We start from the raw sequence: 25,342 nt of genomic DNA, 5'->3' as shown, positions 1-25,342 counted from the left end.
AAACGGGGGTACGAAGTGCACGACGTGATCATCGTGGGTGCCGGCGCGGCCGGCCTGGTCCTGGCCGCCGAGCTGCGCCTGGCCAGGGTGCGGCCGCTGGTGCTGGAACGGCAGCCGCAGCGCCGGGAAGTGGCGCGGGCCAACGGTCTCGGCGGCCAGATCGTGGAGCTGCTGCGCTACCGCGGGGTGCTGGAACGGCTCGAAGCGGCGGCTTCCCCGGTGCGCGCGGCGCCGTCGTTGCCGTTCGGCGGGACGCAGCTGGACCTCTCACACCTGGCCGAGCCGGCGTACTACGCGCTCGGCATCCCGCAGCCGGTGCTCGAACGCACGCTCGCCGAGTACGCAACCGAGCTCGGGGCGGAGATCCGTGAGGGGCACGAGGTCGTCGGCCTTCGCGAAGACACGGCAGTGACGGTGGACGTGCGGGGTCCCGACGGGCCGTACCAGCTCACGGCTCGCTTCGTCGTGGGCTGCGACGGCGGCCGCAGCCGGGTCCGCGAGGCGCTCGGGGTGCCGTTCCCGGGCACGACCTACCCGGAGGTGAACCGGCTCGTCGAGGCGACGGTGCCGGACTCGATGAGGCGGAGCGGTGACCTCGACGTCCCCGGATTGGGGTTGCTGCGCCAGGGTTTCACGCGGACCGACAGCGGAGTGTTCGCGTTCGGCACGATCGGGACGGACGTTCTGCTGATCAACACCGTCGAACAAGAGACGACCGAGTACGACGACCTCAGCCCGATGACCGAAGCCGAGTTCCAGGCCAGCGTCCGCCGTGTGCTCGGGGTTCCGTTGCCGCTCGGCGAGGTGCGGCGGCTGTCGCGCTACCAGTGGCAGGGCCGGCAGGTCCCCGAGTACCGCGTCGGACGCGTCTTCCTCGCCGGCGACGCGGCGCACCTGCTGGCTTCCTCGGGCGCGTCGCTCAATCTCGGCATGCTCGATTCGGTCAACCTGGCGTGGAAACTCGCCGCCGCCGTGCACGGCTGGGCGCCGCCGGGACTGCTCGACAGCTACCACGCCGAACGCCACTACGCCGGCAGCCGGGCTCTCTTGCAGACCAGCGCGCAGGCCGCGCTCCGCCGCGGCCACGACCCCGCTGCCGACGCGCTGCGCACGCTGTTCCAGGAGCTCCTCACCGACGAACAACCGTTGCACCGCCTCGCCGCGGCCATCGGCGGCACCGACCTGCGGTACCCGGCGCCCGGTTCGGACCACCCCCTGGCCGGCACCTTCGCCCGCGACTTCCCCCTGACCACCGACGAGGGCCCGTCGTCGCTCGCCTCGCTGCTGCGCCCGGGCCGGCCGGTGTTCCTCGACCTCGCGGACCGCCCGGAGCTCCGGGCGGCCGCCGAACCCTGGGCTCCCCGCGTGGCTCTCCGCACCGCCAAGACCGCGCTCCGCCCCGCCGACGCCCTCCTCCTCCGCCCGGACGCGCACATCGCGTGGGCCGCGCCGCTCGACTCGCCCGTCGATCCGGCCGGCCTCCGCGAAGCCCTCGCGACATGGTTCGGCACACCGGAAGGGGCCGGAAACCGCCTCACCACCGATGATCACCAAGAGTAATAGTTCACCCTGATAGATTCACCGTTTCGTGGACTGATCAAAGATCGACTTCTACCGCTAGTGTCACCGACAACCCGCTCAGCCTCGACATTCCCCCGACCGGGCGGCGGGCCAGGCCCCCTGGTAGTCCCCCTTCCGCGCCCAGGGGGCCACACAAACACACCCTCACTCGCCCCGGGAGGAGAGCGCTTGCCACACGCGGTCGCGCGTCAGCGGGAGCGACGTGAAGCGCACGCCGGTCGCGGTCTGGACCACACGCGTCACAGGCGCTCACTGCCGAAGGCGACGCGGCGCCGACGCACGCCGAAGGTCCCGGGCGGCGCAGCGCCCCGGCAACCTTCGCCGACCGGAGTCGCCCGGCGACGTTCCGTCGACGCTCGTTTCCCCTCTGCCGCCGCGACTCCCGCATCCACCCGGGCCTCCTCGACCGGCAGGCGCGGCTGACCGACCCGGCGGCTCCGACGCCCGCAGCTCGGCACGTCGCCGAGCCCTCACCCGAACGGTCGCGATCCACGTCACTCGCGGGCCGTGGAACATTCGGGGGGCGTGGGCGTTGTACTCACTGTCGGTGCGGGTGGGTCCCCGGGCTCCACACTTCACCTTCCCGGACAGCCGGTTCGCCGGCCCCGGGTTGCGTCACTCGCCGAGAGGCGACCCCCGTGCCGACGCCAGACCACCCGCCCCGCTGCCCTGCGCTCCCCCAACGCGGCGCGGGGCGGGCACCAGTGCTCCTGCCCTCGCTCGCCGGGCCCCCAGCCGGCGGAGCCGGGAGCGGGAGCACCCCTACCCTCCACTGTGGATCATCCAGAACGCCGGGAATACCGAAGAACCGGCCCTGGTTACAACCTTTGCCGATGCGGTGGTGTCCCCGGGCTCCACCCACTGCCTTCCCGGACCGTCGCACAGACGCCGGGTCGCGCCAACCGCCGAGAGGCGACCCCCGCACCGGCCTCGAACCAACCCCTTCGGACCACCCCACCCCGCTGCGCCGCAGTTGCCCCCAGGCAGCGCGGGGTGGGCTCATGTGCTCCTGCTCCTGTCGCCGGACCCACTGCCGCGGCAGGAGCGGGAGTATCCAAACGTCCACAGTGGATCATGAAAATCACCAGCGACCTGCGTCACAAGGGAAATCCGGAACACCGGCCCCGCGCAGGCGTTGTACAGAGTGTCGGTACGGCGGGTGTCCCCGGGCCTCACCCTTTGCCTTCCCGGGCCGTCGCAAGACGCCGGGTCGTGCCACTCGCCGAGAGGCGACCCCCCGTACCGACGCAAGCCACGCACAAGAGAAAGCTCCCGCCCGCACCCGCCGATCCCCCCATCGGCGCGGCGCCCGAGGCGGGAAACAGTGCCCCCGCTCCCGGCCCGCGCGAACTCCCCCTCCGCAGCGACGGGACCGGGGGCACGCCCTTATCCGGATGAAGGCCAGGGCAGCGCGTCCTGCAGCAGCCCGAGCATCCCCGACACGAGCCGCATCTGCTCGATCGTGCGGATGTCGGCCTCCAGCAGGTGCGGCGAACACACCAGCACCGCCACCGACTGCGCCCGCGAGAGCGCGACGTTCAGCCGGTTGCGCGACAGCAGGAAGTCGAGCCCGCGCGGAAGGTCGACGGCCGAGGACGATGTCATCGTCGTCACCACCACCGGCGCCTCCTGGCCCTGGAACCGGTCGACCGTGCCCACTCGGACGTCGCCGAAGCCGGCGTCGGCCAGCGCGCGCGTGACCACGCGAGCCTGCAGGTTGTAGGGCGCCACCACGAGGAAGTCGGCGTCCGTCAGCGGGCGGCCCTCCCACGTGCGCCCGTGCAGCGCCGAGATCACCGAGACGACCTCGGCCGCCTCCTCCACCGAACGCGTCGTGTTCCCGCGGTGCTCCACCGATGCCAAGTACAGCCCCGACGCGAACCCGTCGACCGATCGCGACGCCGACGGGTGCGAGTGCAGCAACCCCGCGTACGACAGCCGCGACACGGGTGCGCACACCGCCGGGTGCATGCGCCGCGTCTGGTCGAGGAAGTAGCCCAGGTGCGCCGGCATGATGTCGGCGTCACCGATCAGGTGCCCGAGCGCCGACGCCTCCGCGCCCGCCGGGTGCGTGCCCTGCACCACCTGCGGCAGCTGCTGCGGATCACCCAGCAGCACCACGTTCTTCGCGCACGTCGACACCGCCAGCGCGTCGGCCAGGGCGAACTGGCCGGCCTCGTCGATCACGAGCACGTCGAACGGCTCCGCGCGCACGGCCGCGTTGGCGAACGTCCACGCCGTGCCGCCCACGAGGTGCCCGGTGTCGTGTTCCTCGCGCCAGCGCACCAAAGCGTTGTTGTTCTTGGGCTGTTCCCACGGCGCCGCGGGGTCCGGCGTCCGCTTCGCACGCTTGGCGCACGCGAGCGAAGGATCGTTGCCCAGCGCGGCGGACAGCACGTTCTCCACGGCCTTGTGGCTGTTGGACGTGACCCCGACCGTCCGGCCCGAACGCACGAGGTGCGCGATCAGCTTGCCCGCCAGGTACGTCTTCCCCGCGCCCGGCGGGCCCTGCACCGCGAGCACGGAACCGTCGAGCGCGTCGACGGCCTCGATCACCGTCGCGACCAGATCCGCTCCCGCGGCCGGCAACGCGCCGCCGGTCCGCAGCCGCGGCGCCGTGCGGCGCAAGAGGTCCACACCAGGGTGCTTCGGCAACGCGGGCAGGGTTTCGCCGACGAGCCGCGCGAGATCCGCCACCGCCTCGTCCTTCGGCGACGGCCGCACCGGGCTGCCGGGCAGCACCGCGGCCGGGCGGTCGTTCGACGTCGCGTCGGGGGCGCTGCTCTCCTCCAGCGTCAGCTCGACGGCCGAGGAAGCCACCACCTTCGCGTCGCGCGCTTCGGCGCCATAACGCAGGCGCACGTCGTCACCCGGCGCGAACGGGTGCGGCCGGTCCGGGTCGCACGCCACGACGAGCGTCCGCTTCGCCGTGCGCAGCCGGCCCGACGGCGGCACCCACTCGCCGGCCGACACCGAAACGGGCACCGCGCAGGTCGTGTCGATCTCCAGGTCGCCGAGCGGTGCGGCCAGCTGCCGGAAGAACTCCCACCACGCCGGGTTGGTCTCGCGCCGGTGGTAGCCCACGGACGCGGCGAGCAAGGCGCGGGCGTGGTCGTCGGGCGTGAACTCGGCCGGGTCGTCGGGCAGGCCTTCCAGCAGGGGATCGACGAGCGCCGCCATGGCGGCCGCGCGCTCCGCCCGCCGTTGCGCCGCGACGTCTTCCTCGGTCTCCCGCAGCAGAGCGTCCACATCGGACTCCGGTGCCGGCTCCGCGAGCTCGATGCCCTCGTCCACGCGCACCCGGTGCAGGAACTCCAGCAGCCGCAAGGTGGACACGCAGTCGTACTCGTTGTACTCACCGATGCCGCGCAGCACTTCACCGGCCCGCTCGGGCTCGCCGGCGGCCGTGAGGGTGAGGTAGTCCTCGTACGCCTCGATGCTGGACGCGGCCGTCTTCACGTCGCCCTCGCGCGCGGCGGGCATGTACAGCGGCTCGAGGTACTTGATCGAGTACGACCGCTGCCCGACCCGCAACGCCTTGCGCACCACGGCGTACAGGTCCACCAGCGCGCCGCCCCGCAGCAGCTCGTCGACCTCTTCCTCGCGGGTGCCGTGCACGGCGGCGAGGCGCTTGATGGCCGTGACCTCGTACGGCGCGTAGTGGTAGACGTGCGCACCGGGGTGTTCGGCGAGCCGCGCGGCGGCGAAGTCCACGAACTCCTCGAACGCGCGCTTCTCCTGCGCGCGGTTGTGCGCCCAGAACGGGGTGAACCGCCGGCCGTCGGCGTCGTCCGTCACCGCACCGAACAGGTACTCGAGCCCGGTGCCCGCCAGCGCGTACGGGTCGCCTTCCATGTCGAAGAAGACGTCGCCCGGGCTCGGCGGCGGCAGCTCGGCGAGCGCGGCGGGGTCGATCACCTCGTAGGCGAGCTCGCCCGTCTCGTCCTGGCGGACCTGGATCGCGGCCTGCGCGCGCAGCGTCGTGTACGTCGTCGCCGACATGTCGCGCGGCCGGTCGTCCGGACCGGCGGCGGCGAGCTTGTCGATCGTGGCGAGCCCGGCCGTCACGAGCTTGCGCCGCTGGTCTCCGCGCATCCCCGCGACGAGCGACAGGTCCCGGTCCGCCTCCCGCGCGGTCGAGCAGTGCTGCGCGAAGCGGCACGCTCCGCACGCCGGCCGCTCGTCGGCCCACAGCTGCAACGGCAGGCGGGCCGGGCGATCGCGCAGCCGCGAGCGCAGGCGGTCGAGCAGCGGGAGGAAGTCGTCCACGCGCAGGGTGCGGGTGGTGCCGTCGCCCAGCAGCAGGTGCATGTCCGGACCAGCGGGCCACCCGGCCCGGCGCAACGCATCGGCGTAGGCCGTCAGCTGGACCACGGCGGACGGCTTGGCGTGCCGGGCGAGCTTGGTGTCGTAGACCTCGTAGCGGCCTTCGTCGTCGCGCAGCAGGAAATCGGCGCGGCCGGTGAACTCGTCGTCGTGGAACACGGCCTGGTAGACCACGGGCGCGCCCGCGCGCAGCGCCTCCTCCGTCGCCTTCGCGGCGACGACCGGGTCCCGCTCCTCGATCTCCACGACCTTGCGTTCGGCCCGCAGCCGCCCGAGCGTCGCCTCCTCGTGCGCGCGCCCGTGCTTCACGGCCAGCTGATCGGGCCCCGAGCCGGGCGTCGGCGCGCCGGGCAGCCCCGCCGCCAGCGCCTGCGTGAGGACGCTCCGGTGCTCGCACTCGAGCAGATCGGCGAGATCGGACGGCGTGTACATCGCCCGGAAGTCTGGCACGACCGCGGGCACGCTCCGCCGACCCCGGGCACCGACACGCCGACGGCCCAGGTCACAGCGTCAGCGCCGCCGGGGCAACGGGATCACGTCGAAGTCGCGCGCCACGTGGATCTCCCCGTCGAACACCTGCGCCGCCTCCTCCCCGAACGCGTCGGCCTCCGAATAGGGGTAGCGCTGCGAGAAGTGGGTCAGCACGAGCTTGCGCACGCCCGCCTCGGCGGCGAGGCGCCCGGCGTCGGTGCTGGTGAGGTGGCCGTAGCGGGTGGCGATGTCGGCGTCGGCGTCGCGGAAGGTCGACTCGGCGACCAGCAGGTCCGCGTCGCGCGCGCAGTCCAGGGCGCCCGCGCACGGCCGGGTGTCCATGACGAACGCCACGACCTGTCCGGGCTTGGGCTCGCTGACGTCGGCGAGGTGAACAGTGCGGCCGTCGATCTCCAGCGACCCTTCGCGCTGCAGCCGGCTGATGTCCGGACCACGGACGCCGGCCGCGGCCAGGCGGTCGGGAAGCATGCGGATGCCGTCGGGTTCGGTGTAGCGGTAGCCGAAGCAGTCGATGCGGTGGTCGAGGACGTGAGCGGACATCGGGCCGTCGGTCCAGCCGTCGGCGAGCACCGGCCGCGGGACGACCTCGGCGCGCTCGTGGTAGACGGTGGAGTAGCGCAGCCGCTCGAAAAACACCTGGCCGGAGGCCGGGTAGTGGCAGCGCACGGGCCGCGGCACGGCGTCGAGCGACAGCCGCTGCAGCACGGCGGAGAGGCCGAGGCTGTGGTCGCCGTGGAAGTGGGTGATGCAGATGCGCGTGAGCTCCGCGGCGGCCACGCCGGCGTGGGTCATCTGCCGCTGCGTGCCCTCCCCGGGGTCGAACAGCACGCCGTCGGTGTCGAAACGCAGGAGGTACCCGTTGTGGTTGCGGTGCCGGGTCGGCGTCTGGCTCGCCGACCCGAGCACCACGAGCTCACGTCGTGACATGCCGCCATCTTCGACGATCACCGGCCACCGGGAAAAGCGGACGGCCACCCGGTCCATTCCGGGTGGCCGTCATGATCGAAATTGCTGTGCGAATTCAAGCGGGCACTTTCCGCGTTATTCGATCTTCGAATCGCGTCATATTCCGCCAACGCGGCCGAAGAGCGTTTCCCGGTAGTACTCCGCCGCCTCGGCCAGGCGCGCGACGAGGCCGGGCCCCGCCGACACGCCCGTGCGGGCCCAGATGCGGCTGCTCTCGTACCAGTGGTCGCGCGTGAGCAGGGAATACTGGTGATCACTGAGCCACGGCAACGCGTCCCGCGTCCGCTCGCGGTGCTCCGCGAGCGGCAGGTCCGCCGCGGGCACCGGCTCACCGAGCAGGTCGCACACGGCCGTGACCAGGCGCCGCATCCGCACGGGCCGCGGGTCGGCCACGTGGAAGACCTCCCCCGCCGGGCCCGGGCGGTGGATCAACGCGACGAGCACCGCCGCGAGGTCCGTGACCGAGACCACCGACGTCCGCGCGTCGCCGCCCGCCGCCCACGCCGGGACCGCACGCAGCCACCGCACCAGCGCGGGGACGACGTGCCGGTCGCCGACGCCGTAGACCAGGTGCGGCCGCAGGACCACACCACCGGCCGCGCGCACGAGCCGTTCGGCCGCGAGCCGGCTGCGGCTCGTGGCCGATGCCGGACCCGTGACCAGCGCCGACTCCGACGCGCCGCGGTGGTCGCCGTCGCGGTAGACCGCGCAGGTGCTCAGGTGCAGCAGCCGCGTGGTGCCGGCACGCGCCGCCTCCGCGAGCAGCGCGCGGGTGCCGTCCTCGTTGACGGCGGTGCACAGCTGTTCGTCCCCGCCGACCTGCGCCGCGAGGTGCACGAGCGTGGTGACGCCCGTGCACGTCCCGGCCAGGCTCGCCGGGTCGGTGAGGTCACCCACCACGGCTCGCACGCCCGTGTCCGCCGGCCAGTCGGGCAGCGGCCGCCGCACGAGGACCCGCACGCGCGGGCCGCACCCGCTCGCGACGAGCTCCCGCACCACGGCCGAGCCGATGAAGCCGGTGGCGCCGGTGACCAGGATGTCTGTCGTACTGACCGCCCCCAGGTCGGCAGTCATGACAGACGCATCGCCAGCGTGGTCGTCACGGCGGTCTTGCCGTACTGCCGGAACTCCACGCGCACCAGGCGGCAGTCGTCCTCCGCCGGGGCCAGTTCCGTGGCCACGACAAGGCATTCGGCCTCGAACTCAACGTAGGCGTCGAACTCGATCTCCGCCCGTAGCGGCAACGCGTGCGGGTCGCCGACCGTGAGCAACGCGGCCTGCCGCGCGGCCTCGACCATGACCATGCCGGGCACGTGGTCCACCGTGTGGTCGAACAGCACCGCGTGGTCCGGGTCGAACTGCAGGGCCCAGACGCCCGTCTCCGAAGTGGCCGCGACCAGCACGTCCTGCGCGTGGTTGCGCCCGACCTCGGCCGGTTCGACGGTGGGCAGCACCGTGACCTGGAACGGCGTCGCCGCGAAGTGCTCGCCGCGCAGCCGCCGGTAGACCGCCGACGAGACGCACCGCCAGCGCTCCGAAGCCGTGCCGACGTGCGTGCCGTCGCGGAACACGTCGAACTCGTACCGCATGCCGCCGACCTGCTTGCCGCGGTACTGCACGTCGTGCGCGCTGACCTGCAGCACCACGTTCACCGGCCGGGTGTCGGTGGCCAGCCCTGCCTCGTCGACCTCGTACGCCTTGTGGTCGGAGAGGAAGTTGTAGCCGAGGGGCACCCCGTACGCCCGGTGGGCGAGCAGCATCGCGGCTTGCCGGCAGGTTTCGGTGTACAGCAACGGGTCGTGTGAAGCCGGTGTGCGCGGGCCGAAGAAGCCGTGGCGCCGCGGCCACTGGGCGCCGAGCTCGAAGCGTCCCGGCCCCAGGATGTTCAGATCGGTGACGAAGACTTCCGAGACAGCCGCGCGGTGCACGAGGCTGCGCGGGATCGTCTGCTGGAAGTCAATCGGTCTCTTCGCCGGAGTTTCATCGATCGTTTCAGTGGATGATCTTCCTACTGTCTCCACTAGCAGTGTGCCGACCATGTCGGACCTCCCAGAAAGAAATTCCCCAGTTTCCCCAGTGCTCCCCCGTTCAATTTCTAGCGGAATCCGAGAGCCAAAACCATACCTACCTACCGGTTTTTTTCGCTGGCTCTTCGGCCCGCCGACCGGTACACTGAGCGCTTGCACCGGTCCACGACGGACCTCATCCCCTTGTGCACGAAGGAGTCAGGCGTGGCTCGCCAGGAACGCGCGGAGCAGACCCGTAAGACCATCCTCGCCGCCGCGGCGTCGCGGTTCGACGCGGTCGGATTCCTCGGGGCGAGCCTGTCCGACATCCTGGCCGAGGCCGGCGTGACCAAGGGTGCGCTGTACTTCCACTTCAAGTCGAAGGAAGATCTCGCCGAAGCGCTGATGCAGGAGCAGTTTGCGGTGGCGGACTCGTCGCCGGCGCTGACGAACCCAGGGCTGCAGACAGTGATCGACTGGTGCCACACCCTTGCCACCGGGTTGCAGAACGATGTCTTCGTGCGCGCCAGCATCCGGCTCGTCATCGAGCAGGGTTCGTTCGTCACGCCGGCCGCCAACGCCTACAAGCAGTGGATCGACCTCGTCCACGGGTGCCTGCTCGCCGCGAAGGCCTCGGGTGACGTGCGCAAGGAGATCAACACCCACGATCTCGCGCAGTACGCCGTCGGGTCGTTCACGGGGATCCAGCTGAGCTCCCAGGTCCTCACGGACCGGACCGACCTGCGCGAGCGCGTCACGTTCATGTGGGCGACGCTGCTGCCCTCGATCGTGCCGCCGCGCCGGCTGCACAAGTTCAACCCGGCCGGGGTCCTCGAAGAGCAGCCCGCCTGAGGCGGCTCATCGCGCGGTGCTCGGCACCGGCTCGGCCAGCTCGATCACGCGCCAGAGCTCGGAAAGCGTGCGCGTGAGGTCGGTGTCGGCCGGGATCGTGCCGCTCGCGACCACCGACTCGAGGCCCACACAGGTCACGACCACCAGCAGCGTCGCCATGTCGGGCAGGACCTCCGCGCTGAGCTCGCCGGCGTCGTGCGCCTCGGCGATGTAGCGCCGCACCTGGGCGAGCCAGGCGCGTGTGAAGGCGACGTAGCGGGCGTCCTTCGAGCCCATCTCGCGTGTGAGCCGGAAACTGGCGCCGACCTTGGGATCCGCGCCGAGCCAGTGCATGAGGGCGCGGCTGAGCTCCGCGAGCCTGCGCAGGGCGGGCGCGCCGCTCCGGCGGTCGACGCGGTCCACGTGCTCCTGGAGCACGGCCACCGCGGCGCCCTGGACCTCGTCGCAGACCTCGTCCTTCGAGGAGAAGTGGAAGTACAGGCCGCCCTTGGTGACGCCCGCCTGGCGCGCGATGTCCACCATGCTCGTGGCCGCGTAGCCGTCGCGGTGGAGCAGCTCGGCGGCGGCGTCCAGCAACAAGAGCCGGGTCTGCTCCGCGCGCGCCTGCTTCGTCACCGTCGTCCCCATCCACTCCGGCCGCGCACGTCCGTGCCGACCTGATCAGAGTAAGATACCAACCGCCCGGTTTACAAGGATTCCGGGCACAATTCAGGGCCACTACCTGGACCGAGGCCGTTTTTCCTTGATCAAAACAGACCGACCTCCCGGTTTTGTCTTGAAAACCGACCTCCCGGTTTGGTAAGTTGCTCACGTGGGGCCAGGCAAGTCCGGCAGGCAGGGGCGCTGGGGGCGCCGCCGATGCCGGCCCCCCGACGACGCGGACACCGGAGGGCGTTCATGATGAACTACGAAATTCTGGGGCAGATCAGAGTCAGCGGCCGGCCCGGTGTCAGCGCACCCCGGGCGCGCAAGATCGAGACGCTGCTCGCCGTGCTGCTGGCCAAGAGCAACCAGGTGGTCACCACCGAGCACCTCATCGGCGAAATCTGGGGCGAAAACCCACCGGCGCGCGCGAGCGCCGCGCTGTACGTCTACGTTTCCCAGCTGCGCAAGCTCCTCCGCGGCACCTCGGCCGACGCCGAGGACAGCCCCGTGGTCACCAGCCCACGCGGCTACTCCCTCCACGTCGGCATCGACGAACTCGACGCCGACCGCTTCACCCGCCTCTACCAGGAAGGCCGCGCCCTCCACTGGGACCGCAGTTACGGCCAGGCCGCCACCGTCCTCCGCCACGCCGCGTCCCTCTGGCGCGGCCCCGCCTTCGGCGGCTTCACGGACTCCCCGGACGTACAGGCGTACGCCACCCTCCTGGAGGAGACCCGCCTGGAATGCCTGGAGCTGCTCATGGAAACCGAGCTGCTCATCGGCCGCCACCGCGAGGTCGTCGGCCAACTCTCGGCGCTGGCCAAGGAACACACCCTGCGCGAAACCTTCTACGAATACCTCATGACCGCGCTCCTACGCTCCAACCGCCGCGCCGAAGCCCTGGAAACCTTCGCCTCGGCCCGCCAGAACCTGGTACAGCAACTCGGAATCGAACCCGGCGTCTCCCTCCGCAAACTCCACCAGAGCATCCTGGTGGGAGAAATGTCCGACGCCGTGTAACTCCGCACAGCAGGAAGGCCCGCTACTGCTTTCATTGCAGTAGCGGGCCTTTCTTGTTGCTCGGTCTCCTTCACTCGCGACACTCCCGCTCCGCCGCCCGACGGCACACCACCACCGCCACCGCCCCAATGTGGCGTTGGTTGCGCCCAACGCACCGAACGCCACATTGGGTGCACCCAACGCAACCAACTCCACATTGGGACGCTCCGGCACACCCCGAACCGCCGGCCGCCCATACAACCCACACCCCCACCTGACCCCGGCGCCCACCACCCCAACCGCCAGCCGCGCACCACAGCCACCACTCCACACCCCCCACGCGTGCCCTTGCCACTCACCAACCGCCACCCGGCACCGCACGCCACGTTCCCCCCAAACCCTCCCCGAACCCTTCCCCCGCCCGGCCCCCCGATGCTTTTCCCCAACACGGTAGGGATCGGCTTGTCAAGGCACGCTTTCCCGCCTTGACAAGCCGATCCCTACCGTCGTCACAATCAAAAATCGGGGTTCCCCACCACCCACCCGACAACCGGCAATGGTGTGCGCAGCACGCCGAGCCGGCACCACAACCAGAACCCCCTCAACTCCGATACACAGAAACCACCGGCCCCCCACACTCAACCGGCTCCCCGTACCACCCACCCCACCGCGAATCCAACGCCAACTCCGCCAACTCAGCCATCAAATCCAACTCAGCCGGCCACACATACCTCAACTCCGACCCACCCACCACCACGGTCTGCCGAACACAATCCACCTCACGCACCCAAACATCCGCACCCCACCTTCGAGGATCCGGCTGCCTCCCCTGCACCACCAACGCCCCACCCGGCCGCAACACCCTCGCCAGCGAACGAACCGCCCGCACCTGCCCCCGCTGCCCCGAGATCCGCGACAACCCATCACCACCGAGAAAAACCGCATCAAACCGCGACCCCACCGGCAACCCAAGCGAAAACGAACCCACGTCGACCGCGTAACCCTCCCCGGCCAACGCATCCGCAACCGGCCCCCCACCGAGCACCAACACCCGCCCACCCCCACTCCGGCGGGCAACCCGATCGGTCACCTCGGCAAGAAACGCCACGGCCCCGGCCGGATCATCCGCCAATGGGGCGAGCCACACGTCGAGCACATCGGCCGGCAACTCATCGATGCGGGTCGGCATCCTGCCACCTCACTTCACGCACTGGTCTTGGCTGCTCAACGCAGCGTGCCCGACCCACCTAAAGTCGACCTTGCACACGACGAAAGGGCGACCCGCACGAAGCGGGCCGCCCCAGAAGAGCCAGCCTCAGACCGTCGCCCGCTGATGGAACTTCCGCACCGTCAGCACCGCCGCAACCGCCGTGATCGGAACCCACCACGCCAACGCCAGCCACCCCGTGGCACCCAACGCGGACCCGTTCGTCAGATGCCGAACAGCATCGATCAACACCGTCACCGGCTGGTTGTCCACAATCACCCGCAGCACGCTTGGCATCGACGCCGTCGGCACCAACGCGCTGGTGGCGTAGGGCACGAACACCAGGATCATGCCCAAGCCACTCGCCCCCTCCACCGTCTTCGCGATCGACCCGAGCAACGTAGCCAGCCAGAACACACCGGCCGCAAAGAGCACCAGCAGGCCCACCGCGCCAAGCCACCCGAGAACGCCACCACCGGGCCGGAAGCCGATGGCAAGCCCGACAGCCACCATCACCACGAGCGAGAGCAGGCTGCGCAGCACCCCGGAAACCACGTGGCCGACCAGCACAGCCGACCCGGCCATCGGCATCGACCGGAAGCGTTCCACGAGACCGTTGGTGAGGTCGGCGGATACACCGACCACAGTGGACGTGGAGTTGAAGCCGATGCTGATCACGATCAGGCCCGGCACCAGGTAGTCGATGTAGTTCATGCCGGGCAGGTTGATCGCGCCGCCGAACATGAAGCGGAACAGCAGGAGCAGCACGATCGGCAGCGAGACCGCCTGGATCAGCATCTCCGGGTTGCGGGTGATGTGCTTGAGGTTGCGCCCGATCAGCACCCGGTAGTCGGACGCCGCGAGCGACAGCGCCGAACGGGCGGGAGTGGCGGGGATCCGGGTCCCCTCCGTCTCCCTCGACAGGGTCTGGGTCATCTCACTTCTCTCCCGCGGTTGAGGTCAGGGTGTGGAAGACGTCGTCGAGGGTCGGCTCGGAGAGCTCGAGACCGGTGGTTTCGAGGCCCGCGTCGGCGACCTGGTTGAGCACCCGCCGCACCTGCGCGGGGTTGTCGATCGCGATGCTCACCGTCGTGTCGAGCAGCACGCCCTCGACGACGGTGTGCGCGCGCTCCGCCTCCACGGGGGTGGCGAAGGTGAGCTTGAGCCGCTCCGTGCCGACACGGCGCTTGAGCTCGGCCGCCGTGCCCTCGGCGACCACGCGGCCCTTGTCGATCACGGCGATGCGGTCGGCGAGCTGGTCGGCTTCCTCGAGGTACTGAGTGGTGAGCAGGATCGTGGTGCCGCCGTCGAGCAGCTGCCGGATCGCGTCCCACATCGCCGAGCGGCTGCGCGGGTCGAGACCGGTGGTCGGCTCGTCGAGGAACAGCACCGGCGGCGACGTGATGAGGCTGATCGCGAGGTCCAGCCGGCGGCGCATGCCCCCGGAGTACGTCTTGACCTGCCGCGTCGACGCGTCCACGAGGTCGAACTGCGCGAGCAGTTCCGTGGCGCGCGCCTTCGCGTCGGCGGTCGAGAGGTGGAACAGCCGCGCCATCATCTCGAGGTTCTCGCGGCCGGTGAGCAGCTCGTCGACCGCGGTGTCCTGGCCGGTCAGGCCGATCTGCTCGCGCACCTTGCGCTTGGGGCCCTTGAGGTCGTGGCCGTTGACGGTCACCGTGCCGCCGTCGGCCTCCAGGAGCGTGCTGAGGATCCGCACGGTGGTGGTCTTTCCGGCGCCGTTGGGGCCCAGGAGCGCGAACATCGTGCCCCGCTCCACGCTGAGGTCGACGCTCTCCAGCACGTCGACGTCGCCATAGGACTTGCGCAGCCCCCGTGCTTCTATTGCGTAGCCGGTGACCATCGGTTACCTCTCCTCGTTCGGGTCAAGATCGATGAAGAACTTCTCTTCTCGGACACCGGCCGGGAGCCCGGTGAACTGTCCGTACCAGTGGGCCACAGGCGCCTTCGCAGCGGCAATAATGGCCGGGTGGCGCGGAGTTAGGGGTCGACGGCCGGTCAGTCGTCGTCGCTTCCCCCGATCGCCATGCTGATCAAGGCGTCGGCGTCGAGCTCGTCGATCGCCGACGCGTCCAGCGCCGGCTGCTCGTCCTCGGGCTCCTCCACAACCGGGGTTTCCACCGCCTGTGGCGCCAGCTCGCCGACGAGGTGCTCGGCCAGGATCCGCGGCGTCGGGTAGTCGAAGATGAGGCTCACGGGCAGCTTCAGCCCCGTGACGAGGCTCAGCTTGTTGCGGAACCCGGTGGCGGACAACGAGTCGAAGCCGACCTCGTTGAACGAGCGGTCCGCCTCCACCGCCTCCGGCCCGGCGTGGCCGAGCAGGGCGGCCGCGTGGGTGCGCACCAGCGTCAGCATCGTCAGCACGCGCTTGGCCGCCGGCAGAGCCGACAGCTTCTGCGCCAACGACTCCGTGTCGTCCGCCGCGTCCTTCGCCGCCCGGCGGCCCGGTGCGTCGGCGAACTCGCGCAGCACGGCCGGGAGGTCCTCCACACTCGACGCCGCCAGCACACGCGGATCGAGCCCGATCGGCACCAGCAGCGGCTCGGCGGAGCCCGCGGCCGAGTCGAGCAGCCGCAACCCGTCCTCAGTGGACAGCGCGGTGATGCCCGTCTCGCCGATGCGGTGTGCGTCGGCGTCCTGCACGGCGTCGCCCATGCCGCCTTCCCACAGGCCCCACGCGAGCGAGGTGCCGGCGAGTCCTTCGGCCCTGCGGCGAGCCGCCAGTGCGTCGAGGTAGGCGTTGGCCGCGGCGTAGCTGCCCTGGCCCGGTGCGCCGAGCACGCCGGCGGCCGAGGAGAACAGGACGAATGCGGTGAGGTCCGCGTCTCGCGTCAGCTCGTGCAGGGTCAGGGCGGCATCGACCTTGGGTCGCAGCACGTTGTCCAGCCGCTCCGGGGTGAGTGAGGTGAGCACGCCGTCGTCGAGGACACCGGCCGCGTGGACCACGGCCTGCAGCTCGACTCCCCGCAACAGCTGGGAAACCGCGGCCCGGTCGGCGACGTCGCACGCGGCGAGCGTGACGTCGGCGCCGAGGCCGGCCAGCTCCTCCCGCAGGTCCGCCGCGCCCGGCGCGTCCGCGCCACGACGGCTGACGAGCAGCAGGCTCCGCACCCCGTGTTCGGCCACCAGGTGCCGGGCCACGGCGCTGCCCAGCGCACCGGTGGCGCCCGTGATGAGCACGGTGCCGTCGGTCCGCCACACCGGCGCGGCCGCCGCGTCGCTCGCCCGCCGCAGCCGCGGCACGAGCACCGAGCCGGTGCGCAGCGCGACTTGCGGTTCGTCCGAAGCGGACACCGCGGCCAGCGTGCGGCCGGTCGGCGTGCCCGTGCCGAGGTCGACGAGCGTGACGCGGTCCGGGTGCTCGGCCTGCGCCGAACGCACCAGGCCGGCCACGGCCGCCCCGACCGGATCCGGGTTCTCCCCGGCCTCCGTGGCGGCCGCACCGCGGGTGACCACGAGCAGCGAACCGTCCGGTCGGGCCAGGAACTCCTGCAGGAGCCCGAGGACGCGGTGCAGCTCGGCGTGAACGTCGTCCCCACCGGCCGACACCACGAGCAGGCCGGACGCGCCGGCGCAGTCCACAGTGATCTCCGCCCCGAGCTCACCGGCGAGGCCGAACGGGTCGGCACCCACCACGGTCCAGTCGGTGACCTCGGCGACGGCGTCCAGCTCCGCCGGCTCCCACGCGACGCGGAACAGCGAGTCCCCGCCGCTCGGCTCGGCCGCCTGCGGCACCGCCGACATCGGCCGCAGCAGCAGCGACTCGACGGAGACGACCGGCGCACCCGTGCCGTCGGCGATGTCCAGGGCGACCGCCCCGGTGCCGATCGGCTTCACGTGCACCCGCAGCGTCGTCGCGCCGACCGCGTGCAGCCGCACGCCTTCCCACGCGAACGGCAGCATCGGCTCCTTGCCGAGCGCTCCCGAGACGCCGATGGTGTGCAAGGCCGCGTCGAGGACCGCGGGGTGGATGCCGTAGCGGTCCACTTCGGACACCGAAGCGGGCAGCTGGATCTCGGCGAACGCTTCACCGTCGTGCTTCCAGGCCGCGACCAGTCCGCGGAACGCCGGACCGTACGCCAGGCCGTCTTCCGCCAGCTCCTCGTACGTGCCCTCCAGCCGCACCGGCTCGGCGGCCGGCGGCCACTGGCCGAGTTCGAACTTGCCGGCCTTGTCCGCCTTGGCGAGCCGGCCGGTGGCGTGGCGAGTCCAGGCGGCACCGTCGCCTTCCGGTCGCGAGTGGACGGTGAACGTCCGCGTGCCAGAGCCGTCGGGTGCGGTGAGCGCGAACTGCACCCGCACGCCGCTGCGTTCGGGCACGACGAGCGGATACTCCAGCGTCAGCTCGTCCAGCCGCGGGCAGCCGGCCTCGTCGCCCGCGCGGATCGCCATCTCGACGAACCCGGTGCCGGGGAAGAGGATCGCACCGCCGACGACGTGGTCGGCCAGCCACGGGTGCGTGCCCACCGACACGCGGCCGGAGAACAGGAGCCCGCCCGCGTCGGCGAGTTCGAGCGCCGAGCCGAGCAGCGGGTGGTCCTCCTGGCCCGGCGCCGACGCCGTGCTCTCCAGCCAGTAACGCTGCCGCTGGAACGGGTACGTCGGCAGCGCGACCTTCCGCGCGCCGGTCGGCTCGTAGACCGCGGTCCAGTCGACGTCGACGCCGCTCACGTGCAGCTGCGCGAGTCCGGTCAACGCGGTGACCGCCTCGTCCTGGTCCTTGTGCAGCAAGGCGGCCAGCACCAGCCCTTCCGGCCGATCGTCGAGGCAGGCCGTGGCCATCGCCGTGAGCGTGGTGTCCGGGCCGAGCTCGAGGAACCGTGTCGCACCGTCGGCCGCGGCGCGGGTGACCGCGTCGTGGAACCGGACGCCTTCCCGCACCTGACGCACCCAGTACTCCGGCGACGTGAGGTCAGCCGGCTCGCCGGTCACGGTCGAGATGACCGGGATCCGCGGCTCGGTGTAGGTCAGCTGCTCGGCCACCGCGCGGAATTCGGCGAGCATCGGCTCCATGAGCCGCGAGTGGAACGCGTGCGAGACCCGCAGCTGCTTGGTGCGCTCGAACTTCGCCGCCACCGCGGCCACGGCGTCGGCCGCACCCGAGATGACCACCGAGCTCGGGCCGTTGATCGCGGCGAGGTCGACCGTGCCGGCAGCGGCTTCACGCACCGCTTCGGGCGACGCGTCGATCGCGACCATCGCGCCCCCTTCCGGCAGCCCCTGCATCAGCGCACCACGGGCGACCACGAGCTTCGCCGCGTCGGCCAGCGAGAGCACGCCGGCGCAGTGAGCCGCCGCGATCTCGCCGATCGAGTGCCCGGCCAGCACGTCGGGCTTCACGCCCCACGACCGGATCAGCCGGAACAGCGCGACTTCCAGTGCGAACAACGCCGGCTGCGTGTAGCGCGTCTCGTCGAGGGCCTCGCCGCTGGTGATGACCTCACGGATCGGACGGTCCAGGTGCTGGTCCAGCTCCGCGCAGACCTCGTCGTACGCGGCTGCGAACACGGGCTGCTGCTCGGCGAGCCGCTGCCCCATGCCGAGGCGCTGCGAACCCTGGCCGGCGAACAGGAACGCCGTGCGGCCCGAAGTCGTGCCGCCGCTGACGACGCCGCGAGCCTCCTCTTCGTCGACCAGCGCCGCGAGGCCCCGCACGAACTGCGGCGACCGGCCGCCGATCAGCACGGCCCGGCGGTCGAAGGCGCTGCGGGAGGTGGCGAGCGAAAGGCCGATGTCCGCGAGGCTGCCTTCGGGCTCTTCGTCCACGTACGACATGAGCTGCTCGGCCTGCGCCCGCAGCGCCGCGGCACCGCGGCCGGACACCGGCCACGCGACCGGCCCGTCGTACTCGGGTACCCCGCTGCCGGAGACCACCTCACGCCGGTCGCCTTCTTCGAGGATCACGTGCGCGTTGGTGCCGCTGACACCGAACGACGAGACGCCGGCGCGGCGCGTGTGGCCGTTGGGCAGCCACTTGACCGGCTCGACGAGCGCCCGCACGGCGCCGGTGGACCAGTCGATCTCCGTGGACGGACGCCCGACGTGCAGCGTCGCCGGCAGCTCCCCGTGCTGCATCGCCAGGACCATCTTGATGACACCCGCCGCACCGGCCGCCGCCTGCGTGTGGCCGATGTTCGACTTCACCGAGCCGATCCACAGGGGACGGTCGGCCGAGGTCTGCGTGCCGTAGGTCGCCAGCAGCGCCTGGACCTCGATGGGGTCGCCGAGCTTCGTGCCCGTGCCGTGTGCCTCGACGGCGTCCACTTCGGACGGTTCGAGGCCCGCGTCGGCCAGCGCGGCCCGGATCACCCGCTGCTGCGCGGGACCGTTGGGGGCGGTGAGGCCGTTGGACGTGCCGTCCTGGTTGACCGCGCTGCCCTTGAGGACCGCGAGCACCGGGTGCCCGTTGGCTCGCGCGTCGGCGAGCCGTTCCAGCACGAGCACACCGACGCCTTCGGACCAGGTGGTGCCGTCCGCGTCGGCGGAGAACACCTTGCACCGGCCGTCGGCCGCGAGCCCTTGCTGACGGCTGAACTCGACGAACGTCTCCGGCGTCGCCATCACCGTGACGCCGCCGGCCAGCGCCAGCGAGCAGTCGCCGCCACGCAGGGCCTGGGCCGCCATGTGCATCGCGACCAGCGAAGACGAGCACGCCGTGTCGATGCTGACCGACGGACCTTCCAGCCCCAGCGTGTAGGACACCCGCCCGGTGACGATCGAGCCGGCGCTGTTGGCCCCCACGTAGTCGTGGTACTGCACGCCCGCGTACACGCCGGTCGGGCTGCCCTTGAGCGACACCGGGTCGATGCCCGCGCGCTCCAGCGCTTCCCACGACGCTTCGAGCAGCAGCCGCTGCTGCGGGTCGATGGCCGGCGCTTCCTTGGGTGAGACGCCGAAGAACGCCGGGTCGAAGTCGCCCGCGTCGTAGACGAACCCGCCGCGCGCGACATACGTCGTGCCGGGGCGGCGGCCGGTCGGGTCGAGCAGGCCCGCGACGTCCCAGCCGCGGTCGGCCGGGAAGTCGCCGATGGCGTCGCGGCCCTCGGCGACCAGCTCCCAGAGCTGCTCGGGCGAGGTGACGCCGCCGGGCAGCCGGCAGGCCATGCCGACGATGGCGATGGGCTCGTCGGAGCCCGCCGACGCGACCGTGACGATTTCTTCAGTGGTGCCCGCCAGCTCGGCGAGCAAATGGGTCGCCAGGGCGGACGGGGTCGGGTGGTCGAAGATGAGCGTCGCCGGCAGCCGCCGGCCTGTTGCGGCGGTGAGGCCGTTGCGCAGCTCGATGGCGGTCAGCGAATCGAAGCCGAGCGACTGGAACTGGGCCGCCGGCTCGATCTCGTGCGCACCGCCGTAGCCGAGCACGGTGGCGGCGTGACCGCGCACCAGCTCCAGCACGGCGTCGCGCCGGTCCTCCTCCGGCAGCCGCAGCAGCCGCCCGGCGAACGAGTCCTCGGTCGCTTCGGCCTGGGCCGCGACGCGGCGGGCCGCGCGACCGACGAGCTGCTCCAGCGTGCGCGGGATCCGATCCAGCTTGCGCAGCACCGGCAGGTCGAGCTTCGCCGGGACCACGGTCGGCTGCCGCACGGCGAGCGCACGGTCGAACAGCGCGAGACCGTCCGCAGTGGACAGTGGCACGATGCCGCTCGACGCGAGCCGCGTCACCTCCTCGGCGGTGAGCGTGCCGCCCATGCCGCCGACCTCGCCCCACAGGCCCCAGCCGAGCGAGAGGCCCGGCAGGCCGTGGGCGACGCGGTGGGCGGCGAGGGCGTCGAGGAACGCATTGGCAGCGGCGTAGCTGCCCTGGCCGGGCGCGCCGAGCACGCCGGAGACCGAGGAGAACAGGACGAACGCCGAGAGCGCCGTGTCGCGGGTCAGCTCGTGGAGGTTCACGGCGCCGTCGACCTTGGGCGCGAGCACCGTGTCGACGCGGTCGGGGGTCAGCGCGGTGACGACGCCGTCGTCGAGCACGCCGGCCGCGTGGACCACGGCGGTGAGCGGATTCTCGGCCGGGATGTCGGCGAGGACCCGGGCCAGCGCGGCGCGGTCGGCGACGTCGCAGCGCGCGAGCCGCACGTCGACGTCGAGCTCCCGCAGGTCAGCGGCCAGCTGCTCCAGCTCCGGCGTGGTCCGACGGCTGACGAGCAGCAGCCGGCGCACGTCGTGCTCGGCGGCCAGGTGCCGGGCGAGCTTGCCACCCAGCGCGCCGGACGCGCCGGTGACCAGCACCGTGCCGTGGGGGCAGAAGTAGGGACGCTCCAGCTCGGGTGCCGTGCGCACCAGGCGCGGCGCGAGCAGCACCCCGAGGCGGACGGCGGCCTGGGTCTCGCCCGAGGCCAGGACTTGCGCCACGACGTCTGCGGCCTGGGTTTCGCTGTCGAGGTCGAGCAGAAGGAACGAGTCGGGGTTCTCCTCCTGCGCCGAACGCACGAGTCCCCACACGGCGGACGCGGCGAGGTCCGTGACGTCGCCACCGGCCGCGACGGCGCCACGGGTCACGATGACCAGCCGTTCGTGCTCCTGGTGACCTTCGGCGAGCCAGCTCTGCAGGGCGGCGAGCACCCGGTGGGTCGGTTCGTGCAGGTCACCGGTCGTGGCGGTGCAGTCGAAGACCTCGAGGCCCGAAGTGTCCCTATCGGACTCGGGCACCGTCGCCCGCTGCCATTCCACGCGGTACAGCGGCGCGGCCTGCTCGGTCGCGACCGGGGCGGTGAACGCGCGGAAGACGGTCTCGGCGACCGTCGCCACGGGAGCACCGGTGGTGTCGGCGAGGACGACCTCGAAGCCGTCGTCCGTGGTCGGGGTGAAGCGCACCCGCAGCGCGGACGCGCCGGTGGCGTGCAGTTCGACCCCGGTCCAGCAGAACGGGACGCGGCCGACGCCGCCGTCGCCACCACCGGCGACCCGCAGGGCGTGGGTGCAGGCGTCGAGCGCGGCCGGGTGCAGGCCGAAGCGCTCCGCGTCGCTGTCCTCGGGCAGCGTGACCTCGGCGAACACCTCCCGCCCGCGCTGCCACACCGCGCGCAGCGAGCGGAACAGCGGGCCGTAGGTGAGGCCGGTGTCGGCGAAGTCCTCGTAGATCCCGTCGATCGCGACGGGCTCGGCGCCGGCGGGCGGCCACTCGGTGAGCTCGGTCCCGCCCCGCGGCGACTGCGGGGCGACGGTGCCGGACGCGTGCAGCGTCCACTCGGCGCCCTCCTCCGGTCGCGAGTGGACGGTGACCGTGCGGACGTCGTGCTCCCCCGCCGCACCGACCGTGACCTGCACCTGAACGCCACCGCGTGCGGGCAGCACGAGCGGGCTGCCCAGCGTCAGCTCCTCGATCCGGCCGGCGCCGACCTGGTCACCGGCGCGCACGACCAGCTCCAGGAACGCGGTGCCGGGCACGGCCACGACGTCGCCGAGCCGGTGCTCGGCCAGCCACGCGTGCGTCTCGACGGACAGCCGGCCGGTGAGGACGACCCCGTCGCTGTCGGCGAGCGCGACGGCGGCGCCGAGCAGCGGGTGCCCGGCCACCGTGAGGCCGGCGCCGGTGATCTCGTCGCGGTTGGCGCGGGCGGCGAGCCAGTAGCGCTTGCGCTGGAACGCGTACGGCGGCAGGTCGACCCGATTAGCGCCGCGGCCGGCGAAGACCGCGGCCCAGTCGGGCTCGAGGCCGCTGACGAACAGCTCGCCCAGGGCCGTGAGCACGGCGTGCGGCTCGTCACGGTCCTTGCGGAGGACGGGAACGACGGTGGCATCCGTGGTCTGCCGGACGAGCGCCGAGAGCACCCCGTCCGGCCCGACCTCGACGAACCGGCCGACGCCATGGGCGGTGAGCGTGGTGATGCCGTCGTGGAACCGGACGGCGGCGCGGACCTGGCCGACCCAGTACTCCGGAGTGGACATGTCGACATCCGGGCCGACGGTGGAGACGATCGGGATCACCGGCGCCGCATAGGTGAGCCGCTGGGCGACGGCGCGGAACTCGGCGAGCATCGGCTCCATCAGCGGCGAGTGGAACGCGTGCGACACCTTGAGCTTGGTGGACTTGCGGCCGTCGAACCGCGCGACCACGGCGGCGACGGCGTCCTCGGTGCCCGACAGCACCACGGAGTCGGGGCCGTTGATCGCGGCGATGCTCACGGAATCGGTCAGGTGCGGCGTGACCTCGTCCTCGGTCGCCTGGAGCGCGACCATGGTGCCACCACCCGGCAAGGCCTGCATGAGCTTCGCGCGAGCGGTGACCAGCGTGGCGGCGTCGGCCAGCGACAGGATCCCGGCGACGTGCGCGGCCGCCAGCTCGCCGATGGAGTGGCCCAGCAGGTAGTCCGGCTTGACGCCCCACGACTGCAGCAGCCGGAACAGGGCGACCTCGATCGCGAACAACGCCGGCTGCGTGTACCCGGTCTGGTTGATCAGGCGCGGCTTCTCGAACACCACCGTCTTGAGTGGACGGTCCAGATGCCGGTCCAGCTCGGCGCAGACCTCGTCGAAGGCCGAGGCGAACACCGGGAACGCGGCGGCCAGCGCGGCGCCCATCCCGGCGCGCTGCGCACCCTGGCCCGAGAACAGGAACGCGGTCTGCCCTTCCGCCGACGAACCGGTGATCAGCCCCGGCGCGGTCTCCCCCACGGCCAGTGCGGCGATCGCCGTCGCCGGGTCCTCGGACAGCACCACGGCCCGGTGCGACAACGGCGACCGGGACGTGGCCAGCGAGAAGCCGAGATCCAGCGCGGACGCACCCTCCACTTCGGACAGCCGTCCGGCCTGGGCCGCCAACGCGGCCGACCCGTGCCCGGCCAGCGGCACGGGCACGGCGACCCCTTCGGGCCAGCTCGGCGCGACGACCTCGGCGGCTTCGGTGGCTTCGGTGGCCGGCGCTTCCTCGACGATCACGTGCGCGTTGGTGCCACTCACGCCGAACGACGAGATTCCCGCCCGGCGCGGCCGTCCGTCGGCGGTCCACGGCCGCGCCTCCCGCAGCAGCTCCACCTCGCCCGACGCCCAGTCGACCTCGGTCGACGGCTCGGTGACGTGCAGCGTCTTCGGCAACAACCCGTGCTGCAGCGCCTGCACGACCTTGATCACGCCGCCGACGCCGGCCGCCGCCTGCGCGTGGCCGATGTTCGACTTGATCGAGCCCAGCCACAGCGGCTTGCCCGCCGGCCGGTCCTGCCCGTAAGTCGCGAGCACAGCCTGCGCCTCGATCGGGTCGCCCAGCGTGGTACCGGTGCCGTGGCCCTCGACCGCGTCCACTTCGGACGCCGACAGCTGCGCGTTGGCCAGCGCCTGCCGGATCACGCGCTGCTGCGACGGGCCGTTGGGCGCGGTGAGGCCGTTGGACGCGCCGTCGGAGTTCACGGCCGAGCCGCGCACGACGGCGAGGATCGGGTGGCTGTTGCGGCGGGCGTCGGAAAGCCGTTCCAGCAACAGGGTTCCGGCGCCCTCGGCCCAGCCGGTGCCGTCGGCGCTGTCGGAGAACGCCTTGCAACGGCCGTCGGCGGCGAGGCCGCGCTGCCGGCTGAACGCGAGGAACGGGCCCGGCCGCGACATCACCATCACGCCGCCGGCCAGCGCCAGCGAGCAGTCGCGCTGCCGCAGCGACTGCACCGCGAGGTGCAGCGCCACCAGCGAGGACGAGCACGCCGAGTCGATCGTGACGGCCGGGCCCTCCAGTCCCAGCGCGTAGGCGATGCGACCGGAAATGACCGAGCCGGCGTTGCCCGTGCTCAGGTAGTCCTCGACCTCACCGGCGAGCACCGAGGCCGGCAGCTCGTCGTAGTAGTCCTGCCCGCCACTGCCGACGAACACGCCGACCTGCTGCTTCGCCAGCGAGTGCGGCGCGATGCCGGCGCGTTCGAACGTCTCCCACGCCAGCTCCAGCACGATGCGCTGCTGCGGGTCCATGGCCAGGGCCTCGCGCGGCGAGATGCCGAAGAACGGCGCGTCGAACTCGCCCGCGTCGGCGACGAAGCCGCCTTCGCTGACGTAGCTCGTACCGGGGCTGTCGGGGTCGGCGTCGAAGAGCGTGTCCAGGTTCCAGCCGCGGTCGGTCGGGAACCCGCCGATGGCGTCGCGGCCTTCGGCCACCAGGCGCCACAGGTCCTCGGGCGAGCGGACGTCGCCCGGGTAGCGGCAGCCCATCGCGACGATCGCGATCGGCTCGGCGCCGGCGGCCTCGACCTCACGCAGCCGCTCGCGCGTCTCCTGGAGGTTGGCGGTCACCCGCTTGAGGTAGTCGACCAGCTTGTTTTCGTCAGTCATCGCGAGA

At 71.9% G+C, this 25,342-nt stretch carries 11 protein-coding genes; 3 read left to right on the top strand and 8 right to left on the bottom strand.

Features of this window, described 5'->3' with window-relative positions:
* Nucleotides 1-24 precede the first annotated feature (24 nt).
* Nucleotides 25-1,560 (top strand): FAD-dependent monooxygenase, encoded by a 1,536-nt coding sequence (locus tag AB0878_RS33035; RefSeq protein ID WP_366584121.1) that lies wholly within the window; start codon nt 25-27, stop codon nt 1,558-1,560.
* A gap of 1,407 nt (nt 1,561-2,967) precedes the next feature.
* Here the strand turns inward: AB0878_RS33035 and AB0878_RS33030 are convergent.
* From AB0878_RS33030 to AB0878_RS33015, 4 genes are all read right to left on the bottom strand, one after another.
* Entirely contained in the window at nt 2,968-6,339 is a 3,372-nt protein-coding gene (locus tag AB0878_RS33030) for a TM0106 family RecB-like putative nuclease (protein ID WP_366584120.1), read from the bottom strand.
* A 78-nt stretch (nt 6,340-6,417) separates the two neighbouring features.
* Nucleotides 6,418-7,326: a ribonuclease Z gene (locus AB0878_RS33025; protein WP_366584119.1), complete on the bottom strand. Its 909-nt coding sequence runs from the start codon at nt 7,324-7,326 to the stop codon at nt 6,418-6,420.
* A 135-nt stretch (nt 7,327-7,461) separates the two neighbouring features.
* On the bottom strand, nt 7,462-8,439 hold the full coding sequence (locus tag AB0878_RS33020) for an NAD-dependent epimerase/dehydratase family protein (RefSeq protein ID WP_366584118.1): 978 nt from the start codon (nt 8,437-8,439) through the stop codon (nt 7,462-7,464).
* On the bottom strand, nt 8,436-9,404 hold the full coding sequence (locus tag AB0878_RS33015) for a ScbA/BarX family gamma-butyrolactone biosynthesis protein (protein WP_366584117.1): 969 nt from the start codon (nt 9,402-9,404) through the stop codon (nt 8,436-8,438). The genes AB0878_RS33020 and AB0878_RS33015 overlap by 4 nt, the downstream gene beginning before the upstream one ends.
* Before the next feature lie 192 nt (nt 9,405-9,596).
* Here AB0878_RS33015 and AB0878_RS33010 point away from each other — a divergent pair, with 192 nt between their 5' ends.
* Entirely contained in the window at nt 9,597-10,223 is a 627-nt protein-coding gene (locus AB0878_RS33010) for a ScbR family autoregulator-binding transcription factor (protein WP_364060871.1), read from the top strand.
* A gap of 6 nt (nt 10,224-10,229) precedes the next feature.
* On the opposite strand, the gene AB0878_RS33005 is transcribed toward AB0878_RS33010, so the two are convergent.
* The gene (locus AB0878_RS33005) at nt 10,230-10,838 is read right to left on the bottom strand and encodes a ScbR family autoregulator-binding transcription factor (RefSeq protein WP_366584116.1); all 609 of its coding nucleotides are present in this window, start codon (nt 10,836-10,838) and stop codon (nt 10,230-10,232) included.
* A gap of 285 nt (nt 10,839-11,123) precedes the next feature.
* On the opposite strand from AB0878_RS33005, the gene AB0878_RS33000 reads away from it, so the two are divergent.
* Entirely contained in the window at nt 11,124-11,888 is a 765-nt protein-coding gene (locus tag AB0878_RS33000; RefSeq protein WP_366584115.1) for an AfsR/SARP family transcriptional regulator, read from the top strand.
* A 1,294-nt stretch (nt 11,889-13,182) separates the two neighbouring features.
* Here the strand turns inward: AB0878_RS33000 and AB0878_RS32995 are convergent.
* The 3 genes from AB0878_RS32995 to AB0878_RS32985 all read right to left on the bottom strand — a co-directional run bounded on the left by AB0878_RS32995 (nt 13,183) and on the right by AB0878_RS32985 (nt 25,335).
* The gene (locus tag AB0878_RS32995; protein WP_366584114.1) at nt 13,183-13,917 is read right to left on the bottom strand and encodes an ABC transporter permease; all 735 of its coding nucleotides are present in this window, start codon (nt 13,915-13,917) and stop codon (nt 13,183-13,185) included.
* A 94-nt stretch (nt 13,918-14,011) separates the two neighbouring features.
* A complete protein-coding gene (locus AB0878_RS32990; RefSeq protein WP_366584113.1) occupies nt 14,012-14,935 on the bottom strand; it encodes an ATP-binding cassette domain-containing protein in 924 nt (307 codons plus the stop codon).
* Nucleotides 14,936-15,090: 155 nt separating this feature from the next.
* A complete protein-coding gene (locus AB0878_RS32985; RefSeq protein WP_366584112.1) occupies nt 15,091-25,335 on the bottom strand; it encodes a type I polyketide synthase in 10,245 nt (3,414 codons plus the stop codon).
* Nucleotides 25,336-25,342: the final 7 nt, after the last annotated feature.

It is taken from the genome of Amycolatopsis sp. NPDC047767, assembly GCF_040704195.1.
In the GTDB taxonomy this organism is placed as follows: Bacteria; Actinomycetota; Actinomycetes; order Mycobacteriales; family Pseudonocardiaceae; genus Amycolatopsis.
This window is presented reverse-complemented; position numbering and strand designations above follow the sequence as displayed.

Excerpts from the sequence above, each read along its gene's own strand:
- AB0878_RS33030 (WP_366584120.1), bottom strand. The coding sequence starts at position 6,339 with ATGTACACGCCGTCCGATCTCGCCGATCTGCTCGAGTGCGAGCACCGG.
- AB0878_RS33025 (WP_366584119.1), bottom strand. The coding sequence starts at position 7,326 with ATGTCACGACGTGAGCTCGTGGTGCTCGGGTCGGCGAGCCAGACGCCG.
- AB0878_RS33020 (WP_366584118.1), bottom strand. The coding sequence starts at position 8,439 with ATGACTGCCGACCTGGGGGCGGTCAGTACGACAGACATCCTGGTCACC.
- AB0878_RS33015 (WP_366584117.1), bottom strand. The coding sequence starts at position 9,404 with ATGGTCGGCACACTGCTAGTGGAGACAGTAGGAAGATCATCCACTGAA.
- AB0878_RS33000 (WP_366584115.1), top strand. The coding sequence starts at position 11,124 with ATGAACTACGAAATTCTGGGGCAGATCAGAGTCAGCGGCCGGCCCGGT.
- AB0878_RS32990 (WP_366584113.1), bottom strand. The coding sequence starts at position 14,935 with ATGGTCACCGGCTACGCAATAGAAGCACGGGGGCTGCGCAAGTCCTAT.
- AB0878_RS32985 (WP_366584112.1), bottom strand. The coding sequence starts at position 25,335 with ATGACTGACGAAAACAAGCTGGTCGACTACCTCAAGCGGGTGACCGCC.